The organism is Allobosea sp. BE125, assembly GCF_031456075.1.
GTDB lineage: Bacteria > Pseudomonadota > Alphaproteobacteria > Rhizobiales > Beijerinckiaceae > Allobosea.
This window is the reverse complement of sequence record NZ_JAVDTY010000005.1, coordinates 424,540-441,422: the sequence shown is the minus strand read 5'-3', so window position 1 is coordinate 441,422 and position 16,883 is coordinate 424,540. Positions and strand designations below refer to the sequence as shown.

General features: G+C 66.8%; 11 protein-coding genes. 7 read left to right on the top strand and 4 right to left on the bottom strand.

What is annotated here, in order from left to right:
- Window positions 1–144 precede the first annotated feature (144 nt).
- Complete coding sequence (locus J2Y55_RS14795; protein WP_310154335.1) at window positions 145–1,773, bottom strand: hydantoinase B/oxoprolinase family protein; 1,629 nt, start codon at window positions 1,771–1,773, stop codon at window positions 145–147.
- Window positions 1,774–1,784: 11 nt separating this feature from the next.
- Window positions 1,785–3,899, bottom strand: a complete 2,115-nt coding sequence (locus J2Y55_RS14790; RefSeq protein WP_310154333.1) for a hydantoinase/oxoprolinase family protein — start codon at window positions 3,897–3,899, stop codon at window positions 1,785–1,787.
- A gap of 217 nt (window positions 3,900–4,116) precedes the next feature.
- Between J2Y55_RS14790 and J2Y55_RS14785 the strand changes: the two genes are divergently transcribed.
- The 3 genes from J2Y55_RS14785 to J2Y55_RS14775 all read left to right on the top strand — a co-directional run bounded on the left by J2Y55_RS14785 (window position 4,117) and on the right by J2Y55_RS14775 (window position 9,333).
- Window positions 4,117–5,610, top strand: a complete 1,494-nt coding sequence (locus tag J2Y55_RS14785; protein WP_310154331.1) for an amidase — start codon at window positions 4,117–4,119, stop codon at window positions 5,608–5,610.
- Between the two features lie 102 nt (window positions 5,611–5,712).
- A complete protein-coding gene (locus J2Y55_RS14780) occupies window positions 5,713–7,293 on the top strand; it encodes an ABC transporter substrate-binding protein (protein WP_310154329.1) in 1,581 nt (526 codons plus the stop codon).
- 453 nt (window positions 7,294–7,746) lie between these two features.
- A complete protein-coding gene (locus J2Y55_RS14775; protein ID WP_310154327.1) occupies window positions 7,747–9,333 on the top strand; it encodes an ABC transporter substrate-binding protein in 1,587 nt (528 codons plus the stop codon).
- Window positions 9,334–9,423: 90 nt separating this feature from the next.
- Here the strand turns inward: J2Y55_RS14775 and J2Y55_RS14770 are convergent, their stop codons facing one another.
- On the bottom strand, window positions 9,424–11,031 hold the full coding sequence (locus J2Y55_RS14770) for a gamma-glutamyltransferase (protein ID WP_310154325.1): 1,608 nt from the start codon (window positions 11,029–11,031) through the stop codon (window positions 9,424–9,426).
- A 139-nt stretch (window positions 11,032–11,170) separates the two neighbouring features.
- On the opposite strand from J2Y55_RS14770, the gene J2Y55_RS14765 reads away from it, so the two are divergent.
- Window positions 11,171–12,673 (top strand): aminotransferase-like domain-containing protein, encoded by a 1,503-nt coding sequence (locus tag J2Y55_RS14765; protein ID WP_310154323.1) that lies wholly within the window; start codon window positions 11,171–11,173, stop codon window positions 12,671–12,673.
- Between the two features lie 14 nt (window positions 12,674–12,687).
- On the opposite strand, the gene aptA is transcribed toward J2Y55_RS14765, so the two are convergent.
- On the bottom strand, window positions 12,688–14,013 hold the full coding sequence (gene aptA / locus J2Y55_RS14760) for an omega-aminotransferase AptA (protein WP_310154321.1): 1,326 nt from the start codon (window positions 14,011–14,013) through the stop codon (window positions 12,688–12,690).
- Window positions 14,014–14,196: 183 nt separating this feature from the next.
- On the opposite strand from aptA, the gene J2Y55_RS14755 reads away from it, so the two are divergent.
- The 3 genes from J2Y55_RS14755 to phnX are packed head-to-tail and all read left to right on the top strand — an operon-like array spanning window position 14,197 to window position 16,872.
- Window positions 14,197–14,946 (top strand): SDR family NAD(P)-dependent oxidoreductase, encoded by a 750-nt coding sequence (locus J2Y55_RS14755; protein ID WP_310154319.1) that lies wholly within the window; start codon window positions 14,197–14,199, stop codon window positions 14,944–14,946.
- Window positions 14,946–16,079 carry a TIGR03364 family FAD-dependent oxidoreductase gene (locus J2Y55_RS14750; protein ID WP_310154317.1) on the top strand — a complete coding sequence of 378 codons (1,134 nt, stop codon included), beginning with the start codon at window positions 14,946–14,948 and terminating at the stop codon, window positions 16,077–16,079. Before J2Y55_RS14755 ends, J2Y55_RS14750 begins: the two co-directional genes overlap by 1 nt.
- Before the next feature lie 7 nt (window positions 16,080–16,086).
- On the top strand, window positions 16,087–16,872 hold the full coding sequence (phnX, locus tag J2Y55_RS14745) for a phosphonoacetaldehyde hydrolase (RefSeq protein ID WP_310154315.1): 786 nt from the start codon (window positions 16,087–16,089) through the stop codon (window positions 16,870–16,872).
- Window positions 16,873–16,883: the final 11 nt, after the last annotated feature.

The following is a 16,883-nucleotide window of genomic DNA, read 5'->3' as shown; positions in this document are numbered from 1 at the left end:
GTCAGGTCAAAGCGAGCCATCTCAACCTCCAAGGCTGAGATCAATGAATCAGAACTCAGTCCCGCAGGGAATCCCGTTTATGAGTATGTGACCTAGAGCATCGGCCCGAAAAGTGGAATCCGGTTTTCGGAAGAAGCCGATGCTCTAGCTGGCGCTGACCAGCTCTTCCTCGATGTCGCGGCTCAGCAGGGCCGGGTCGCGCTCCGCCGGGTTGCCGATGCCGGCGCCGCCCGGCGTCAGCACGACCAGCCGGTCTCCCGCTGGAATCTCCTGAAAGCCCTTGCCCTTGAGCTTCTTGCCGGATTTGAGCCCGACATAGCCGGCGGCTCCGTTGCCGCCGCCATCGCGTCCGCGCGGCGGATGGTCGATCCGGTCGAAGGCCGCCAGGATCTCGAAGGAGGCGTCGACCCCACTCTCGATCTCGATGATCTGGCCGTGGCCGCCGCGCGTGCGGCCATTGCCGCCGCTGTCTGGGCGCAGCTCTTTCTTCCAGAAGATCAGGGGCGTCTGCGTCTCGGCGATCTCGACCGGCGTGCCGCGCACGCCGCTGGGATAGGCGGTGGCCGAGAGCCCGTCCTTGTCGAAGCGCGCGCCGGTGCCGCCATTGCTGGTGACGGCCATGGCGAAACCGTAATTGCCCTGCGCGCCGGCATGCGTCCGGCCGCGCACGTTCAGATTCCACAGGCAGGAGGTGCCTTCGGCCGGCACGCGCTCCGGGATGACCTGGCGCAGGCAGCCGAAGACGACGTCGGGCAGCATCTGGCCGATGACATGGCGCGAGGAGACGGCTGCCGGCTTGGGCGCGTTCAGGATCGAGCCTGATGGCGCGGAAACGGTCAGCGGGCCCAATGAGCCGGCATTGTTGGGGATCTGGGCGGCGACGACGCAGCCCAGCCCGAACACCGTATAGGCTGTGGTGTAGGAATGCGGCACGTTGATGCCGCGCTGCGCCTGTGGCGAGGTGCCGGTGAAATCGACATGGATGCCGTCATCCGAGATCGTCAGCTCGGCGGCGAGCGTGACCGGCACGTCATAGCCGTCGACCACCATCTCGTTGCGCCAACTGCCTTTCGGCAGCTTGGCGATCTCGGCCAGCACGGCTTCGCGTGAGCGCTCGCAGATATGGTCGGCGAGCTCGTCGAGCGTCTCGATGCCGAACTCGTCCATCATCTCGACCAGGCGTTTCGCGCCCATGTCGTTGCAGGCGGCGAGCGAATAGGTGTCGCCTTCGGTATCGACGGGCTGGCGCGTATTGGCGCGGATGATCGCCATGACGTTCTGGTCGACCTTGCCGGCGTCGATCAGTTTCAGCATCGGCAGATAAAGCCCCTCCATGAAGACGTCGGTGGCGTCGGGCCCGAAGCCGATGCCGCCGATATCCATCAGATGGCTGGTGCAGGAGAACAGCGCGACCGGCTTGCCGTTCCTGAAGGCGGGCGTCGTCACGACGAAGTCGTTGAGATGGCCGGTGCCCATCCAGGGGTCGTTGGTGATGTAGGCGTCGCCTTCCTTCATCGTCTCGATCGGGAAATGGCGGATGAAGTGCTTCACCGATTCCGCCATGGAGTTGACATGGCCCGGCGTGCCGGTGACGCCCTGGGCCAGCATCCTGCCCTGCAGGTCGAAGACGCCGGCGGAGATGTCGCCGCATTCGCGCACGATCGGCGAAAACGCGGTGCGCATCAGGATCTGGCCCTGTTCTTCCACCACCGCGATCAGGCGGTTCCACATGATCTGGAGATCGATCAGGCTGATCTTGTCGGTCTGGCTCATCTGATCTCTCCTCACGCGGCTTCGCGGTCCAGAATCTGGCGGTCGAGAACCTTGCGGTCCATCACGATGCAGCCGATGGCGTCGATATGCGCGTCGAAGCTCATCGAGACGAAAGTCGAGGTCTCGTCCTCGGCGATGATGGCGGGGCCGGCGATCGAGGCGCCCGGTATCATCGTCTCGCGCCGGTAGAGCGGGATCATGATGCTGGCGCCGGCCTTGCCGTCATGGAAGGCGCGGCTGCCGGAGGGCTCTGGCGCAGCCGAACTCGCGACGCGCGGCGCCACTTCGGGCTTCGGAGGCTGCGTCGTGACCAGAACCGACCAGCTCAGGATTTCGATCGCGGCTCCGGGAATAGGCCGTGCGAACAGGGCGGCGTAATCGGCCTCGAAAGCGCTCCGCAGCGCCGGGATGTCCTGTTCGCCCAGCATGCCGGAGGGCAGCGTCACGGTGATCTCATGGCCCTGGCCGACATAGCGCATGAAGGCGATGCGCCGTGCGATCACGGGTTCGCCGCGCGCACCGGGCTCGACCAAAGCGTGGGCTTCCTGCTCCATCTCTGCGAGGAGTTCCGAGACCAGCGCCCCGTCGAAGGCATCGAGCCTGACATGGCGGCTCCGGACCAGCTCATAGGAGACCGGCGCGGCGAGGAAGCCGACAGCCGAGCCGACACCGGCATTGGGCGGCACGATGACGCGCTTGACGCCGATCTTCTCGGCGACGCGCGCGGCATGCAGGGGAGCCGCCCCGCCGAAAGCGATCAGCGTGTGATCGCCGACGACCGCGCCGCGCTCGACCGCATGCACGCGGGCCGCGCTCGCCATGTTCTCGCAGACCATTTCATGCACGGCATAGGCGGCGGTTTCGGCATCGAGCCCGAGCGGCTGGCCGATATCGGCCAGCAGTGCCTTGCGCGACAAGTCAGGGTCGAGCGGGATGGTGCCGCCGGCAAAGGCGACGGGATCGATCATGCCGAGCACGACATCGGCGTCGGTGACGGCGGGATGCGTCCCGCCGCGTCCGTAGCAGGCGGGGCCGGGCTCGGAGGAGGCGCTCTCGGGGCCGACCGTGACGCGCTTCAACGCATCGATCCTGGCGATCGAGCCGCCGCCGGCGCCGATCTCGACCATCTCGATCACCGGGATGCGTACCGGGAGCCCTGAGCCCTTGAGGAAGCGGGCGGCGCGGTCGACCTCGAAGATGCGCGAGGATTGCGGTTCGAATTTCTCGATCAGGCAGATCTTGGCCGTGGTGCCCCCCATGTCGAAGGAGAGCACCTTGCTCTCGCCGAGCTGGGCTGCGGTCAGCGCGGCGAAGATCGCTCCGCCAGCGGGCCCGGATTCGACGAGGCGCACCGGGAAGCGCTGTGCGGTCTCGATCGAGGTCAGGCCGCCGCCCGAGGTCACCAGGTAAATCGCGCCACGGAACTGCTCCTGCGCCAGCCCCTCGGCCATGCGGGCGAGATAACCCGCCATCAGCGGCTGGACATAGGCGTTGGCGATGGCCGTCGAGGTGCGTTCATATTCGCGCACCTCCGGGCAGACCTCGCTGGAGAGCGTGATGCCGAGCTCGGGCATCGCGGCTTTCAGCAGGGCGCCGGTGCGGCGCTCATGCTCGGCATTGGCATAGGAATGCAGGAAGGCGATGGCGACGCTCTCGACACCGGCCGCCTTGAGTTTCGGCACGAGCGCGGCGAGCGCCGCCTCATCCAGTGGCAGGCGGACCTTGCCGTGCACATCGACGCGCTCGGGCAGCGTGAAGCGTAGGGCGCGCTGCACCAGCGGGCGCGGCTTCTCGATCGAGAGGTCATACTGGTCGTAGCGGCTTTCCGTGCCGATCTCGATGATATCGCGAAACCCCTCGGTCGCGATCAAGGCGGTTTTCGCGCCGCGGCGCTCGATGATGGCGTTGGTCGCCAGGGTGGTGCCATGGACGAAGACATCGATGTCGGACATGTGCATCCGCGCATCCGAGAGGATCAAGCGCATGCCGCCGAGCACGCCTTCCTCCGGCCGCGACGGCGTGGTCAGCACCTTGCGCGTCATCCGCCCGGCCTCGGTCTCCAGCACCACATCCGTGAAGGTGCCGCCGATATCGACCGCGAGTCTGACGTGCTGGTTCGGTGCCATGTCGATGTGTCTCCGTCGGATCGCCCGCGGCCCAGTGTCTGATCCGCGGAAGGCACCATGCAAGAAGCGGGGGCAAGAATCGGGGGCAAGAGCATGCGCGGTATGCATGGGGCATCTAACGTCAGGGGGCGACATGCCGGAGATTCGCAGGCCATAGTCGCGGCCCCGAGGCACGGCTCTTGCCTGCGCGGCCCGTCTTCGACGAGAGGTCCTTCCCTTGACTGAACCCTGTGAACTCAGCGCCGTAGAGGCTCGTGCCTTGATCGGAACCAAGAAGCTGTCGGCGAGCGAATTGCTCGAAAGCTGTATCGCCCGCATCGATGCAGTGGACCCGGCCGTCAACGCCATGGTGGCGCGTGACGATGAGCGGGCGCGCAAGGCGGCAAAGCTCGCCGATGAGGCGACGATGCGCGGCGACCGGCTCGGTGCGCTGCACGGGCTGCCGCTCGGCGTGAAGGATCTCGAGAACGTCGCCGGCCTGCGCACCACCTATGGCAGCCCGCTCTTCGCGAACCATGTGCCGACCGAAGACCAGTTGATCGTCGCCAACACCCGCAACGCCGGCGCGATCGTCCTGGGCAAGACCAATACGCCGGAATGGGGCGCCGGCGCCAACACCCGCAACGCCGTCTATGGCGCGACGGGCAACCCCTTCGACCCCTCCAAATGCGCCGCCGGCTCCTCGGGCGGCTCGGGCGTCGCGCTCGCGACGAACATGGTGCCGATCGCGACCGGCTCCGACACTGGCGGCTCGCTGCGCAACCCGGCCGCCTATAACGGCATCGTCGGCTTCAGGCCTTCGCCGGGGCTGGTGCCGAGCGAGAAGCGGCCGCTGGGCTGGAATCCGTTGAGCGTGCTCGGGCCGATGGCGCGCACGGTGCCCGATCTGTGCCTGCTGCTCTCGACCATGGTCTCGGATGACGCAGCCGATCCGCTGGCCACGACGATCCATGGCAGGACGGTGCGCCGCCCTGAGGATTTCGCCAGGCCGGGAACGATCGATCTCTCCTCGCTCAAGGTGGCGCTGACGCCGGATTTCGGCTTCGCACCGACCGAGCGGCATATCCGCGAGGTCTTCGCCGAGAAGACCGGCGCTTTCAGCCATCTCTTCGCGCATGTGGAGGCGGCGACGCCCGATTGCACCGGCGCCGACGAGACCTTCGAGGTGCTGCGCTCGGTTGCGTTCCTTGCCGGCATGTATGAGCGCGTCCGCGATACGCCCGAACTCGTCGGCCCCAATGTCCGCGCCAATGTCGAGGAGGGGCTGCGCTACAGCGCGCTCGACGTCACCCGCGCCCTGAAGCAGCAGACCGTGCTCTACAAGAACTGGCAGGGCTTCTTCGCGGATTACGACGTCATCCTCTCGCCGGCCGTCACCCTGAGCCCACGGCCCTGGTCGGAGCTCTACCCGGCCGAGATCGACGGCACGCCGACCCGGACCTATTTCCACTGGCTCGCCATGGCCTATGCCGTCACCAATGTCGGTCATCCCGCGATTTCGCTGCCGGTCGGGCTCGACCGCAACGGCATGCCGTTCGGCCTGCAGATCGTCGGCCCGCGCGGCGGCGACGCCAAGGTGCTGGCCGTGGCGGCTGCGCTCGAGGCGGCCCTGGCGGGCGATACGCTGACGGCGCGCCCGGTGCCCGATATCGCCAAGCTGACGGCCGCGCCGAAGCTGAGCAACAGCCCGGGCTTCCTGGGTTTCGATTGAACGATTTGAGCTTCGATCGAGGTTATTGGGCCTCGACTAAGCAAGGCCGGTATATGCCGGCCCAAATCCACAAGGCTGCAAGTCATAATGAGGGGAACAGCAATGAAGCGTCGGACATTCCTGAAGGGGGCGACCGCCCTGACATTGGCCGGACCGGCGATGACGGGACGCGCCTTTGCGCAGGCAGGGACGACCCTGAAATTCGCGCCGCAGGCCAATCTGACAGCGCTTGATCCGATCTGGACGACGGCGACCGTGACCAATAATCACGGCTACTACGTTTACGACACACTCTACGCCCACGATCTCGACATGAAGCCCCAGCCGCAAATGGCTGAAGGGCATGAGGTTTCGGCCGACGGTAAGGTCTGGAAGATCAAGCTGCGCGAAGGCCTCGTCTTCCATGACGGCACGCCGGTGAAGCCGGCCGACTGCATCCAAAGCCTGAAGCGCTGGGCACAACGCGATTCCTACGCTCAGCTCCTGGCCAAGGTGGTCGAGAGCATGACGGCGCTCGACGAGCGCAGCTTCGAGATCAAGCTGACGCGGCCATTCCCGATGATGCTCGACCTGCTTGCCAAGGCGGATTCGCCCCTCTTCGTCATGCCGGAGCGCCTGGCCGTGACCGATGCGAACAAGCAGGTCACCGAAATGATCGGCTCCGGGCCTTATCGCTTCGTGCCGGGCGAATTCGTCTCGGGCAGCAAGGTCGTCTACGAGAAGTTCGAGGCCTATAAGCCCCGCAGCGAGCCGCCGAGCCGCGGGGCCGGCGGCAAGGTCGCGAATTTCAAGCGGATCGAATGGCAGATCCTGCCCGATCCCGCGACAGCGGCGAACGCACTGATCAAGGGCGAGATCGACTGGTGGGAGCGCCCGCTCTCCGATCTCCAGCCGATGCTGGCGAAGGTCCCGGAGGTCGTCCGCGAGGTCACGGACGAGGCCGGGCGCGGCGCGATCATGCGCATGAACCACCTGCAGCCGCCCTTCAACAACCCCAAGGTGCGTGCCGCCGTGCGCATGGCGGTGAACCAGGAAGACTATATGCGCGCGGCCCAGGGCGACGACACCTCGCTCTGGCAGACCTCGCGCAATCTCTGGTGGCGCGGCACGCCCTATTACGACGGCGAGCATGAGGACCTGATGCCGCAGAGCCTTGAAAAGGCCAAGGCGGCGCTGAAGGAATCCGGTTATAACGGCGAGAAGGTCGTCATCATCAACCCGACCGACTTTCCCGATATCGGGCCGCTCGGCGACGTCACCGCCGAGTTGCTCAAACAGCTCGGCATGAATGTCGAGTTCGTGGCCAGCGACTGGGGCACGGTGATCCAGCGCCGCAACAGCCGCGAGCCGGTCGAGAAGGGTGGCTGGAGCATCTTCCACACCACGGGCTCGACCATGGCCTGGGCCAGTCCGGCGCAGTCCTTCCTGGTGCGCGGGCAGGGGGCGAAAGGCTGGTTCGGTTGGTATGACAGCGCCAAGGCCGAGGCGCTGGCGGAGGAGTGGCTCTACGCCCCCGACGAAGCCGCGCAGAAGAAGGCTGCCGCCCAGCTCGGCCGCCTCGCGCTCGAGGAGACCGCGACGGTCCCGCTCGGCCGGTTCGTCATCAAGACGGCCTATCGCAAGAACCTGACCGGCATGCTGAAAGGCTCGGCGCCTTATCCCTGGGGCCTGAAGCGCGCCTGATCGGCGCGGAAGAGCCAGCGTCGTCCCGGGCGGTCACAGGCCGTCCGAGACGATGGAGATTTTGGGCTCGGGGCTCCAAGCTCCGGGCCCTTACTGTTTGACCGCTGCCGTTGCCGACCGAGGCGAGGTCACCTCGCTGCAGCCGTCCTCACCGTCCTTGCCGACGCGGATGACGTGTGGCCAGGCGAAGATCCTCGGCCCAAGCGGCGCCAAAGTGCTTGCTGTCGCTGCGGCACTCGAGTCACTCTTGGCCGGTGATCCATGGGCCCCGCGCCTCACACCTGACATCGCCAGATCGAAGGCGGCGCCGAAGCTCAAGGACAGCCCGAACGTCCTCGGCTTCGACCGGATTGAAATCGCTCCGGGTTCTGGATTTCGGGCTCAAGCCCGCGGCAAGCCCCGGAATGACGTAGTGTTCTCATCAAAGGCCAACCATAAAAGGGGAGAGACCATATGAAGCGCCGTCAGTTCCTGCAGGGCACGGCAGCCGCGGCCCTGTTCGCTCCAACACTGGCCCGCGAGGCCTTGGCTCAATCGGCGAGCCCGACCGTGCTCAAGATGGCGCCGCAGGCGAACCTCACCTCGCTCGATCCGATCTGGACGACCGCGACCGTCACCAATAATCACGCCTACTACGTCTACGACACGCTTTATGGCGGCGATCTCGACCTGAAGCCGCAGCCGCAAATGGCCGAGGGACACGAGATCTCGGCCGACGGCAAGGTCTGGAAGATCAAGCTGCGCGAAGGTCTCGCTTTCCATGACGGCCAGCCGGTCCGGCCCGCAGACTGCATCGAGAGCCTGAAGCGCTGGGGCCAGCGCGATCCTTACGGCCAGTTGCTGCTCAAGGCGGTCGAGGCCTGGGGCGCGCCGGATGAGCGCACCCTGGAGATCAAGCTGACCCGGCCCTTCCCGATGATGCTCGATTGCCTGGCCAAGGCCGACAACGCGCCCTTCATCATGCCGGAACGCCTGGCCAAGACCGACGCGACCAAGCAGGTCACCGAGATGGTCGGCTCGGGCCCCTACAAGTTCGTCGCCAGCGAATATGTCTCCGGCAGCCGCGTCGTCTATGAGAAGAACGAGGCCTACAAGCCGCGAGCTGAGCCGCCAAGCCGCAATGCCGGCGGCAAGATCGCGTATTTCAAGCGGATCGAATGGCCGATCCTGCCCGATCCGGCGACCGCCGCCTCGGCGCTGGCCAAGGGCGAGATCGACTGGTGGGAACGCCCTCTCGCCGATCTTCAGCCCCTGCTCGCGAAAAGCCCCGACATCACCCGCGAGGTCATCGACAAGAACGGCCGCGGCTCGATCATGCGGCTGAACCATCTCCAGCCGCCCTTCAACAATCCCAAGGTGCGGGCGGCCGTGCGCATGGCGGTGAACCAGGAAGATTATATGCGCGCCAGCCAGGGCGACGACACCACTGTCTGGCAGGTCTGCCGGAACCTGTGGTGGCGCGGCACACCCTATTACACCGGCGAGCTCGAGGACCTGATGCCGCAGAGCCTCGACAAGGCCAAGGTGGCGCTGAAGGCGTCCGGCTATAACGGCGAGAAGGTCGTCATCATCAACCCGACCGACTTCCCCGATATCGGGCCGCTGGGCGACGTCACCTACGAGTTGCTCAAGTCGCTTGGCATGAATGTCGAGTTCGCGGCGAGCGACTGGGGCACGGTGATCCAGCGCCGCAACAGCCGCGAGCCGGTCGAGAAGGGCGGCTGGAGCATCTTCCACACCACCGGCGCGGCGGTCGGCTGGGGGAATCCGGCGCTGTCAAATCTCGTTCGCGGTCCTGGCGAGAAGGGCTGGTTCGGCTGGTGGACCAATGCCAGGGCCGAGGAACTGGCCGAGGAATGGCTCTACGCGCCTGATGAAGCCAAGCAGAAGCAGGTCGCGGTCACGCTCGGCCGGCTGGCGCTGGAGGAATGCGCCACCATCCCGCTCGGCCAGTTCGTCATCAAGACGGCCTATCGCAAGAACCTGACCGGCATGCTTCCCGGCTCTGCGCCTTATCCATGGGGGCTGAAGCGGGTGTGATCGGCGCGGGAGCGTCAGCATAACCCCGGGCGGCGGCAAATCGCCCGGGGTGACTGGGATTTTGGGTCTCGGAGCTGCGAGACCCAGTTCTCAGTGTTTCGCCGCCACGGCGGCCGACCAGGGCGAGATCACGTCGCTGCAGCCTTCCGCTCCGTCCTTGCCGACGCGGATGATGTTGGGGCAGGCGAAGTTGATCGGCAGCACGCCGTGCTCCACCACCGCGAGCGGGCCGGCCGCCTCCAGCGCCGCCAGCGTCTCGTCGGGCAGGCGGTAATCGGCGCTGGTCGAATCGGGGCCGGAGACGTCGATGCGCGGGGTATGGGCGGCCTCTGCGATCTCCATGCCGCAATCCAGCGTCCAGGCCAGCATCTGGTAGACGCTGGCGAGAATCCGCCGGCCGCCCGAGGAGCCCGCCGCCAGGCGCGGCCAGCTGCCGTCCTTCGGCGTCACGATGACCGGGCACATATTGCAGAGCGGCCTGGCCCCAGGCGCGATCGCATTGGCGCTGCCGGGGCGCGGGTCGAACCACATCATGCCGTTGTTCATCAGCACGCCGGTTCCGGGCAGTACGACGCGGCTGCCCATCGAGGAGAGCAGCGTCGTCGTCACCGAAACGAGATTGCCCTCGCCGTCGACGACGGTGAGATGCGTCGTGCAGGTGTCGCCGGGTTCGGTCGCGGCCTTCGCCGCGCCCAGCCCTTCGAGCCGGCTCGCATAGGCCTGGCGCATCACCCGTGACAGCGTCGCGAACCAGATGGCGTCGGGGCCCTCGGAAGAGGGCGCGCTGTCCGCCATGCCCTCGACCACGGCTGCGAGCGTCGGCGCGGCGGTCAGCCCGCCGGCGGTGTGCAGGAGATGCGTGCCGCGCCAGTCGATCATGGGGGCCTCGCGCAGGACCGCCTTGCAATTGGCGAGGTCCTCCGCATCGACTACGCCGCCCAGCGCCTTGATGTCGGCGGCGAGCCGGGTCGCCAGTTCGCCATGGTAGAAATCATCCAGCCCCGCCGCGGCCAGGCGCTCCAGCGTCGATGCGAGATTGCCGAGCCGGAAGAAGCCCGGCATGCCCTGATAGGGCGGCACCGGCGGCAGGCCGCCGGGCAGATAGATGCGCGCGCTCTCCTCATAGAGCCGCAGCACCGAGGCCGAGGATGAGACCTTGAGCGTGGTGTACCAGTCCTGCGCGAGGCCGCGCTTGGCGAGCGCGATCGCCGGCGCCAGCAGATCCGCAACCGGTAGGGCAGTGCCGAAGGCCTCCTTCAGCTTGGCGTAGCCCGCGACCGAGGAGGGGATGCAGAAGGAGAGTGGGCCGTGAATGTTCACGTCGCCCACCACCTCCGGCCAGGTGAAGAGGTCCTTCTTCATCGCGCCGGTCAGCGGGTAGTCGGCCGGGTCGGCGCGGCGCGGTGCGACGGGGCCGAAATCGACGACCTGCGCCCGCGTCTCGTTCGCCTTCAGCACCAGCGCGAAGCCGATGCCGCCTAACCCGCTGTTCCAGGGCTCCACCGCTGCGAGTGCAAAGCAGGCCGCGACCGCCGCATCGGCCGCATTGCCGCCGGCTTCCAGGATTGCGACGCCGGCCTCGGCCGCCTCGCGGTTCTGCGACACGACGATGCCGTGGCCGCCCTTCGCCGTCGGCTTGGTCAGGGTCCAGTTCTGGGTGCGGTAAGGTGGCGTGCGTGTCGATACAGGCGTGGACATCGGCGTCTCTCTGGTTTTGGCGTGCCTGCATAGTGGCACGCCGGCAAAGCCAGCGTCGAATGCGTCCTGCGCAGATGGGCGGCATGTTTCGTGCTTGGCGGCAGGGTCTTGGCGGCAGGATCATTTTCCCCAGTAAGTCATGCTGCAATTTGTCCTGACGAGCCCGCTTGATCCGCAGAAGGGGCTGCAGAGCCAGATCCAGGAGCGGCTCGTCGCTGCGATCCTGGCGGGCGGCCTGCCGTTGCACGAGCCCTTGCCGGCCTCCCGCATCCTTGCCCGGAAGCTCGACGTCTCCCGCAACACGATCACGCTGGTCTATGAGCGGCTGGCCGAGGACGGTTACCTCAAGGCGGTCAATCGGCGCGGCTACTTCGTCAATGATCGCTATCTGCGCGAGCAGCTCAACGTGCCCGTCGACGAGCATGCGGGGAGGGCTCTGCTCCGCTCGGACGAGCCGGTGGATTTCGCCCGCCGCCTGCGCCGCCCGCTCGCCGAACAGGCCAATATCGTCAAGCCGGCGAACTGGCGCGAGTTTCCCTACCCCTTCGTCTATGGCCAGCTCAGCCCCGACAAGATCTCGCTCAGCCGCTGGCGCGACTGTGTCAGGCTCGCAGGCACAGTCCGCCACAGCCATGACTGGATGGGCGACCTGATCGACAATGACGATCCGATCCTGATCGAGCAGATCATGCGCCGCATGCTGCCGCAGCGCGGCTTCAGGGCCGATCCGGGCAGCATCCTCATCACGGTCGGGGCGCAGAACGCGCTTTTCCTCATCGCCATGCTGCTCTGCGGCACTGGCACACGCGTCGCCATCGAGGAGCCGGGCTATGTCGATGCCCGCAACATGTTCCTGGCGCTGGGCGCAACGCTGGAGCCGCATCCGGTCGACGCCAACGGCATGCGCGTCAGCGAGGTGCTGGCGGGCGCCGACCTCGTCTATGTCACGCCGGGCCATCAGTCGCCGACCAATGTGACGATGAGCGTGGAGCGCCGTCTGTCGCTGGTCGCGGCGGCCGAGCGGCACGACTTCCTGATCGTCGAGGATGATTACGAGCACGAGCTCAACTTCGTCGGAGCACAGCGCGCCTCGCTGAAGAGCTTCGATCGGTCAGGCCGGGTGCTGCATGTCGGCAGCCTGTCGAAGCCGCTCTTCCCGGGCCTGCGGCTCGGCTTCATCGTCGCCGCGCCGGCTTTGATCCGCGAATTGCGGGCGCTGCGGCGCTTGATGTATCGCCACCCCTCGGCGCTCGACCAGCGTGCGATGGCGCTGTTCCTGGCCGAGGGCCACTACGACGCGCATATCCGCCGCCAGCGCAAGGAACTTGCCGCCAGATGGGGACTGATGCTGCGCGAGATCGATCGGCAATTGTCCGGCTGCGACGTCACCATGACGACAGGCGGCTCGGGCCTCTGGCTGACGCTGCCGCGCGGCGTCAGGGCGCAGGACCTCCAGCAGCGCGCCGCGCAGCTCGGCGTGCTGATCGAGGCCGGCGACGTGCATTATCTGAGCGAGAACCGGCCGGGAAACCGCATCCGCATGGGTTATGGCGCGATCGCGCAGGACAGGATCGCGCCAGGGATTGCGCTGCTGGCGCAGGCGTTGCGCGAGTTGGCGGATGATGTTGGGAAGCAACCCTGAGCTCGCTCCGCCCCTCAAGCCGCCATCAACTCGCTGCGCCCCAGCACCTTGCGCAGGATATCGGTCATCGCGCCGATCTCGTCCTCGGTCGTGACCAGCGCCGGCGCGAAGATCAGCGCGTCGCCGGTCGCCTTGACGTGCAGCCCCTCCTTGAACAGCAGACGCTGCACGAGCGAGCCCTTTTCGCCGGGCGCGTTGCCGGGCGTGAGCTGGATGCCCGAGATCATGCCGTAGCCGCGCAGGTCGTGGACCTGGGCCAGGTTGCGCAGGCTGAAGACGGCGTCGAGGAAGGCATCGGACATCGCCTGGCCGCGCGCGAACAGGCCGTCATCGCGGTAGATGTTCAGCGAGGCGAGCGCTGCCGCGCAGGCGACCGGATGGGCGGAATAGGTGTAGCCATGCATCAGTTCGGGCCGGTCGGCCTTGATCGAGCCGATCACGGCCTGCTGGATCTCGGTCTTGACCGCGACCGCGCTCATCGGGATCGCGCCATTGGTCAGCGCCTTGGCCATGGTCAGGACGTCGGGCGTCACGCCGAATTCCTGCGAGGCGAAGGCCGCGCCGGTGCGGCCGAAGCCGGTGATGACCTCGTCGAAGACCAGCAGGATGCCATGCTTGTCGGCAATGCTGCGCAGACGCTGGAGATAGCCCTTGGGCGGTACGATGGTGCCGATCGAGCCGGCGATCGGCTCGACGAAGACGGCCGCGATCGTCTCTCCGCCATAGGTCTTGCAGAGCTCTTCGAGATCATCGGCGAGCCAGGCGCCGTCATCGGGCTGGCCGCGGGTAAAACGCTGCTCGTCGCTCCAGGTATGGCGCATATGGACGACGTCGCAGGTCACGCTGGAGAATTCGCGGCGGTTGCCGACCATGCCGGCAAGCGAGGTGCCGCCGAGATTGACGCCGTGATAGGCCCAGGCGCGCGAGACGAAGCGCGTGCGCTGGGCCTCGCCCTTGGCGCGGTGATAGGCGAGGCAGATCTTCATCGCGGTATCGACGGCTTCCGAGCCCGACGAGCCGAAGAACACCCGGTCGAGGCCCTTCGGCAGGATGCCGGAGAGCCGCTCGGCCAGCTCGAAGGAGATCGGCGCAGCGCGCTGGAAATGCGGGGAATAGTCGAGCTCCAGCAATTGCGCGTGCACCGCCTCGGCGATTTCGCGCCGACCGTGGCCGGCGGCGCAGCAGAACAGCCCCGACGCGCCGTCGAGGATCTCGCGGCCCTCCGGCGTCCAGTAGCGCACGCCCGAGGCCTTGGCGAAGAGCTGCGGCTCGGCATGGAACAGCTTGTTGTTGGTGAAAGGGAGCCAGTGATGGTCCATGTTGAGGGGCTGCTGGTCCATGGCCGTCTCCTGAATGCGTTCGCCTCTGGGCCGTGCTGCTTTAGCCGCGCGGGCAGGGCTGATCGTAGAGCCAGGCGTGACATTCGTTGGGTCCAGCGCCGAAGGCGCGTGGTCATCGCCTTGTCACGGGGGGCGTTCCTCCTGCAAAGCTGCATCAGCTTTGAAAGGCGCATGAGGACGGCGATGGCCAAGACGATTCTGATTTCGGGTGCGACGGCGGGCTTCGGAGCAGCGACCGCGCGCCGCTTCGTTCAGGCCGGCTGGCAGGTCATCGGCACGGGCCGGCGCGCTGAACGGCTGGACACGCTGAAGGCCGAACTCGGCGAGGCCTTCCATGGCGCCGCCTTCGACATCACCGACGAGGCGGCGACGCTGGTGGCGCTCGCGGCCCTGCCTGAAGGTTTCAAGGGCATCGACGTGCTGGTCAACAATGCCGGCCTTGCGCTCGGCACCAAGCCGGCTCCACAATCTGCGCTCTCCGACTGGAAGACGATGATCGGCACCAATGTCACCGGTCTCGTGTCGCTGACGCATCACCTGCTGCCGGGGCTGATCGAGCGCAAGGGCGCGATCGTCAATATCGCCTCGGTTGCGGCGAATTGGCCCTATTCCGGCGGCAACGTCTATGGCGCCACGAAAGCCTTCGTGCAGCAGTTCTCGCTCGGGCTGCGCTCCGACCTGCACGGCAAGGGCGTGCGCGTGACCTCGATCGAGCCCGGCCTGTGCGAGAGCGAATTCACTCTGGTGCGCAATGGCGGCGACCAGAAAGCCTATGACGCGCTTTATGGCGGAGCCAATGCACTGCAGCCGCACGACATCGCCGAGACGATCTTCTGGATCGCGACGCAGCCCGCGCATGTCAACGTCAATAGCCTCGAGATCATGCCGGTGAGCCAGTCCTTCGCCGGCTTCCAGGTCCATCGGGAGGCGTGATGGCGACCTTCGATCTCGCCATCGTCGGCGCCGGTATCGTCGGCTTGGGCCATGCCTTGGCAGCCGCCAGGCGCGGCAAGCGTGTCGTCGTGATCGATCGCGATGCGCAGGCCAATGGCGCCTCGGTGCGCAATTTCGGCTTCGTCACGGTAACGGGGCAGGGCGCCGGCGATTGCTGGACTCTCGCCCGGCGTGCCCGCGACGTCTGGGTCGAGATCGCGGATGCCGCAGGGATCGACATCCTCCAGCGCGGGCTCGTCCTGGCCGCACGCCTGCCGGAATCGGAGGCCGTGATCGAGGCCTTCCTGGCGAGCGAGATGGGGGAGGGCTGCGAACGCCTCAGCGCCGGGCAGGCGCTTTCGCATGTGCCTTGCCTGAGGCCCGAGGCGGCGCGCTTCGCCTTGTACAGCCCCCATGAGGTGCGCGTGGAATCGCGCCAGGCGGTGCCGCTGGTCGCGCGCTTCCTCACTGAGCGCCATGGCGTCGAATTCCGCTGGGGCACGAGCGTCGTCGCGGTCGAGGCCCCGCGCCTGATCACCGCCGATGGCGGCGTCATCGAGGCTGAAGCCGTGATCGTCTGCCCCGGAGACGAGTTCACGGCGCTGTTTCCGGAGCGGATCGCTGCCTATGGCGTGACCCGCTGCAAGCTGCAGATGATGCGGGTGCGGCCCGCCACGCCAGTTGCGCTGGGGACAGCGGTGATGTCCGATCTCGGGCTCGGCCGCTATCCCGGCTATGCCGAATTGCCTGAGGCCGAGCCGTTGAAGCGGCGCCTGGACGCCGAGATGGCGGCCCATCGCCAAAACGGCATCCACCTGATCGTGACCCAGTCGGCCGACGGCTCGCTGGTCGTCGGCGACAGCCATCATTATGCCACGACGCCCGACCCATTCGGGTCCGAAGGGGTCGACCGGCTCATCCTCGACGAGTTCGACGCGGTGCTCGACCTGCCGGGCCGGGAGGTCGTCGAGCGCTGGATCGGCACCTATGCCTCGGCCGATGGCCGCTGGCGCTTCACCGACAGGCCGTCCGATTCCGTCCGTATCGTCGTCGTCACCAGCGGCTGCGGCGCCTCGACGGCCTTCGGGATCGGCGAGGAAACCATCGACGAACTCTATGGGCGGCAAGGGTGATCTCGGCATGACCAAATTCAAGGCGGTGGTGTTCGACTGGGCCGGCACCATGATCGATTTCGGCTCATTTGCGCCGATGGGGGCTTTCGTCGACACCTTCGCCAAATTCGGCGTCGCGGTGACGATCCCCGATGCCCGCAAGCCGATGGGGCTGCCCAAGCGCTTACATATCGCCGCGATGCTGGCAGAACCCCATATCGCCGCAGGCTGGCGGGTCGCGCAGGGCGCGCTGCCCGACGAGGCCGCGATCGATGCCGTCTACAAGCTCTTCGTCCCCCTCAACGAGGAGGTGGTGAGCAATTACTGCACGCTCGTGCCCGGCGCGCTCGAAACCGCGAATCATATCCGCGCCAAGGGCATGAAGATCGGCTCGACCACCGGCTATACCCGCTCGATCATGCAGCGCGTGCTGCCGCTGGCCGCCGCACAGGGCTACGCGCCCGACAATCTCGTCTGCGCCGACGACCTGCCGCTGGGACGGCCGACCGCGATCGGGATGTATAAATGCTTCCTCGATCTGATGGTCCATCCCGCCTCGGCCGTGATCAAGGTCGACGATACCGAGCCCGGCATTGCCGAGGGCGTCGAGGCGGGCTGCGTCACGGTCGGTTTGACCCTGTCGGGCAATGAGGCCGGCCTGACGCCGGACGAACTCGCCGCGCTCTCGCCTGTGCAGCGTCAGGCGCTGCATGAACGCGTCGCCACCAAGCTGATCGCGGCCGGTGCGGACTATGTCATCGGCACCGTCGCCGAATTGCCGGCCCTGATCGACCGGCTGGAGGACGACCGCTGAGAGATGGCGAC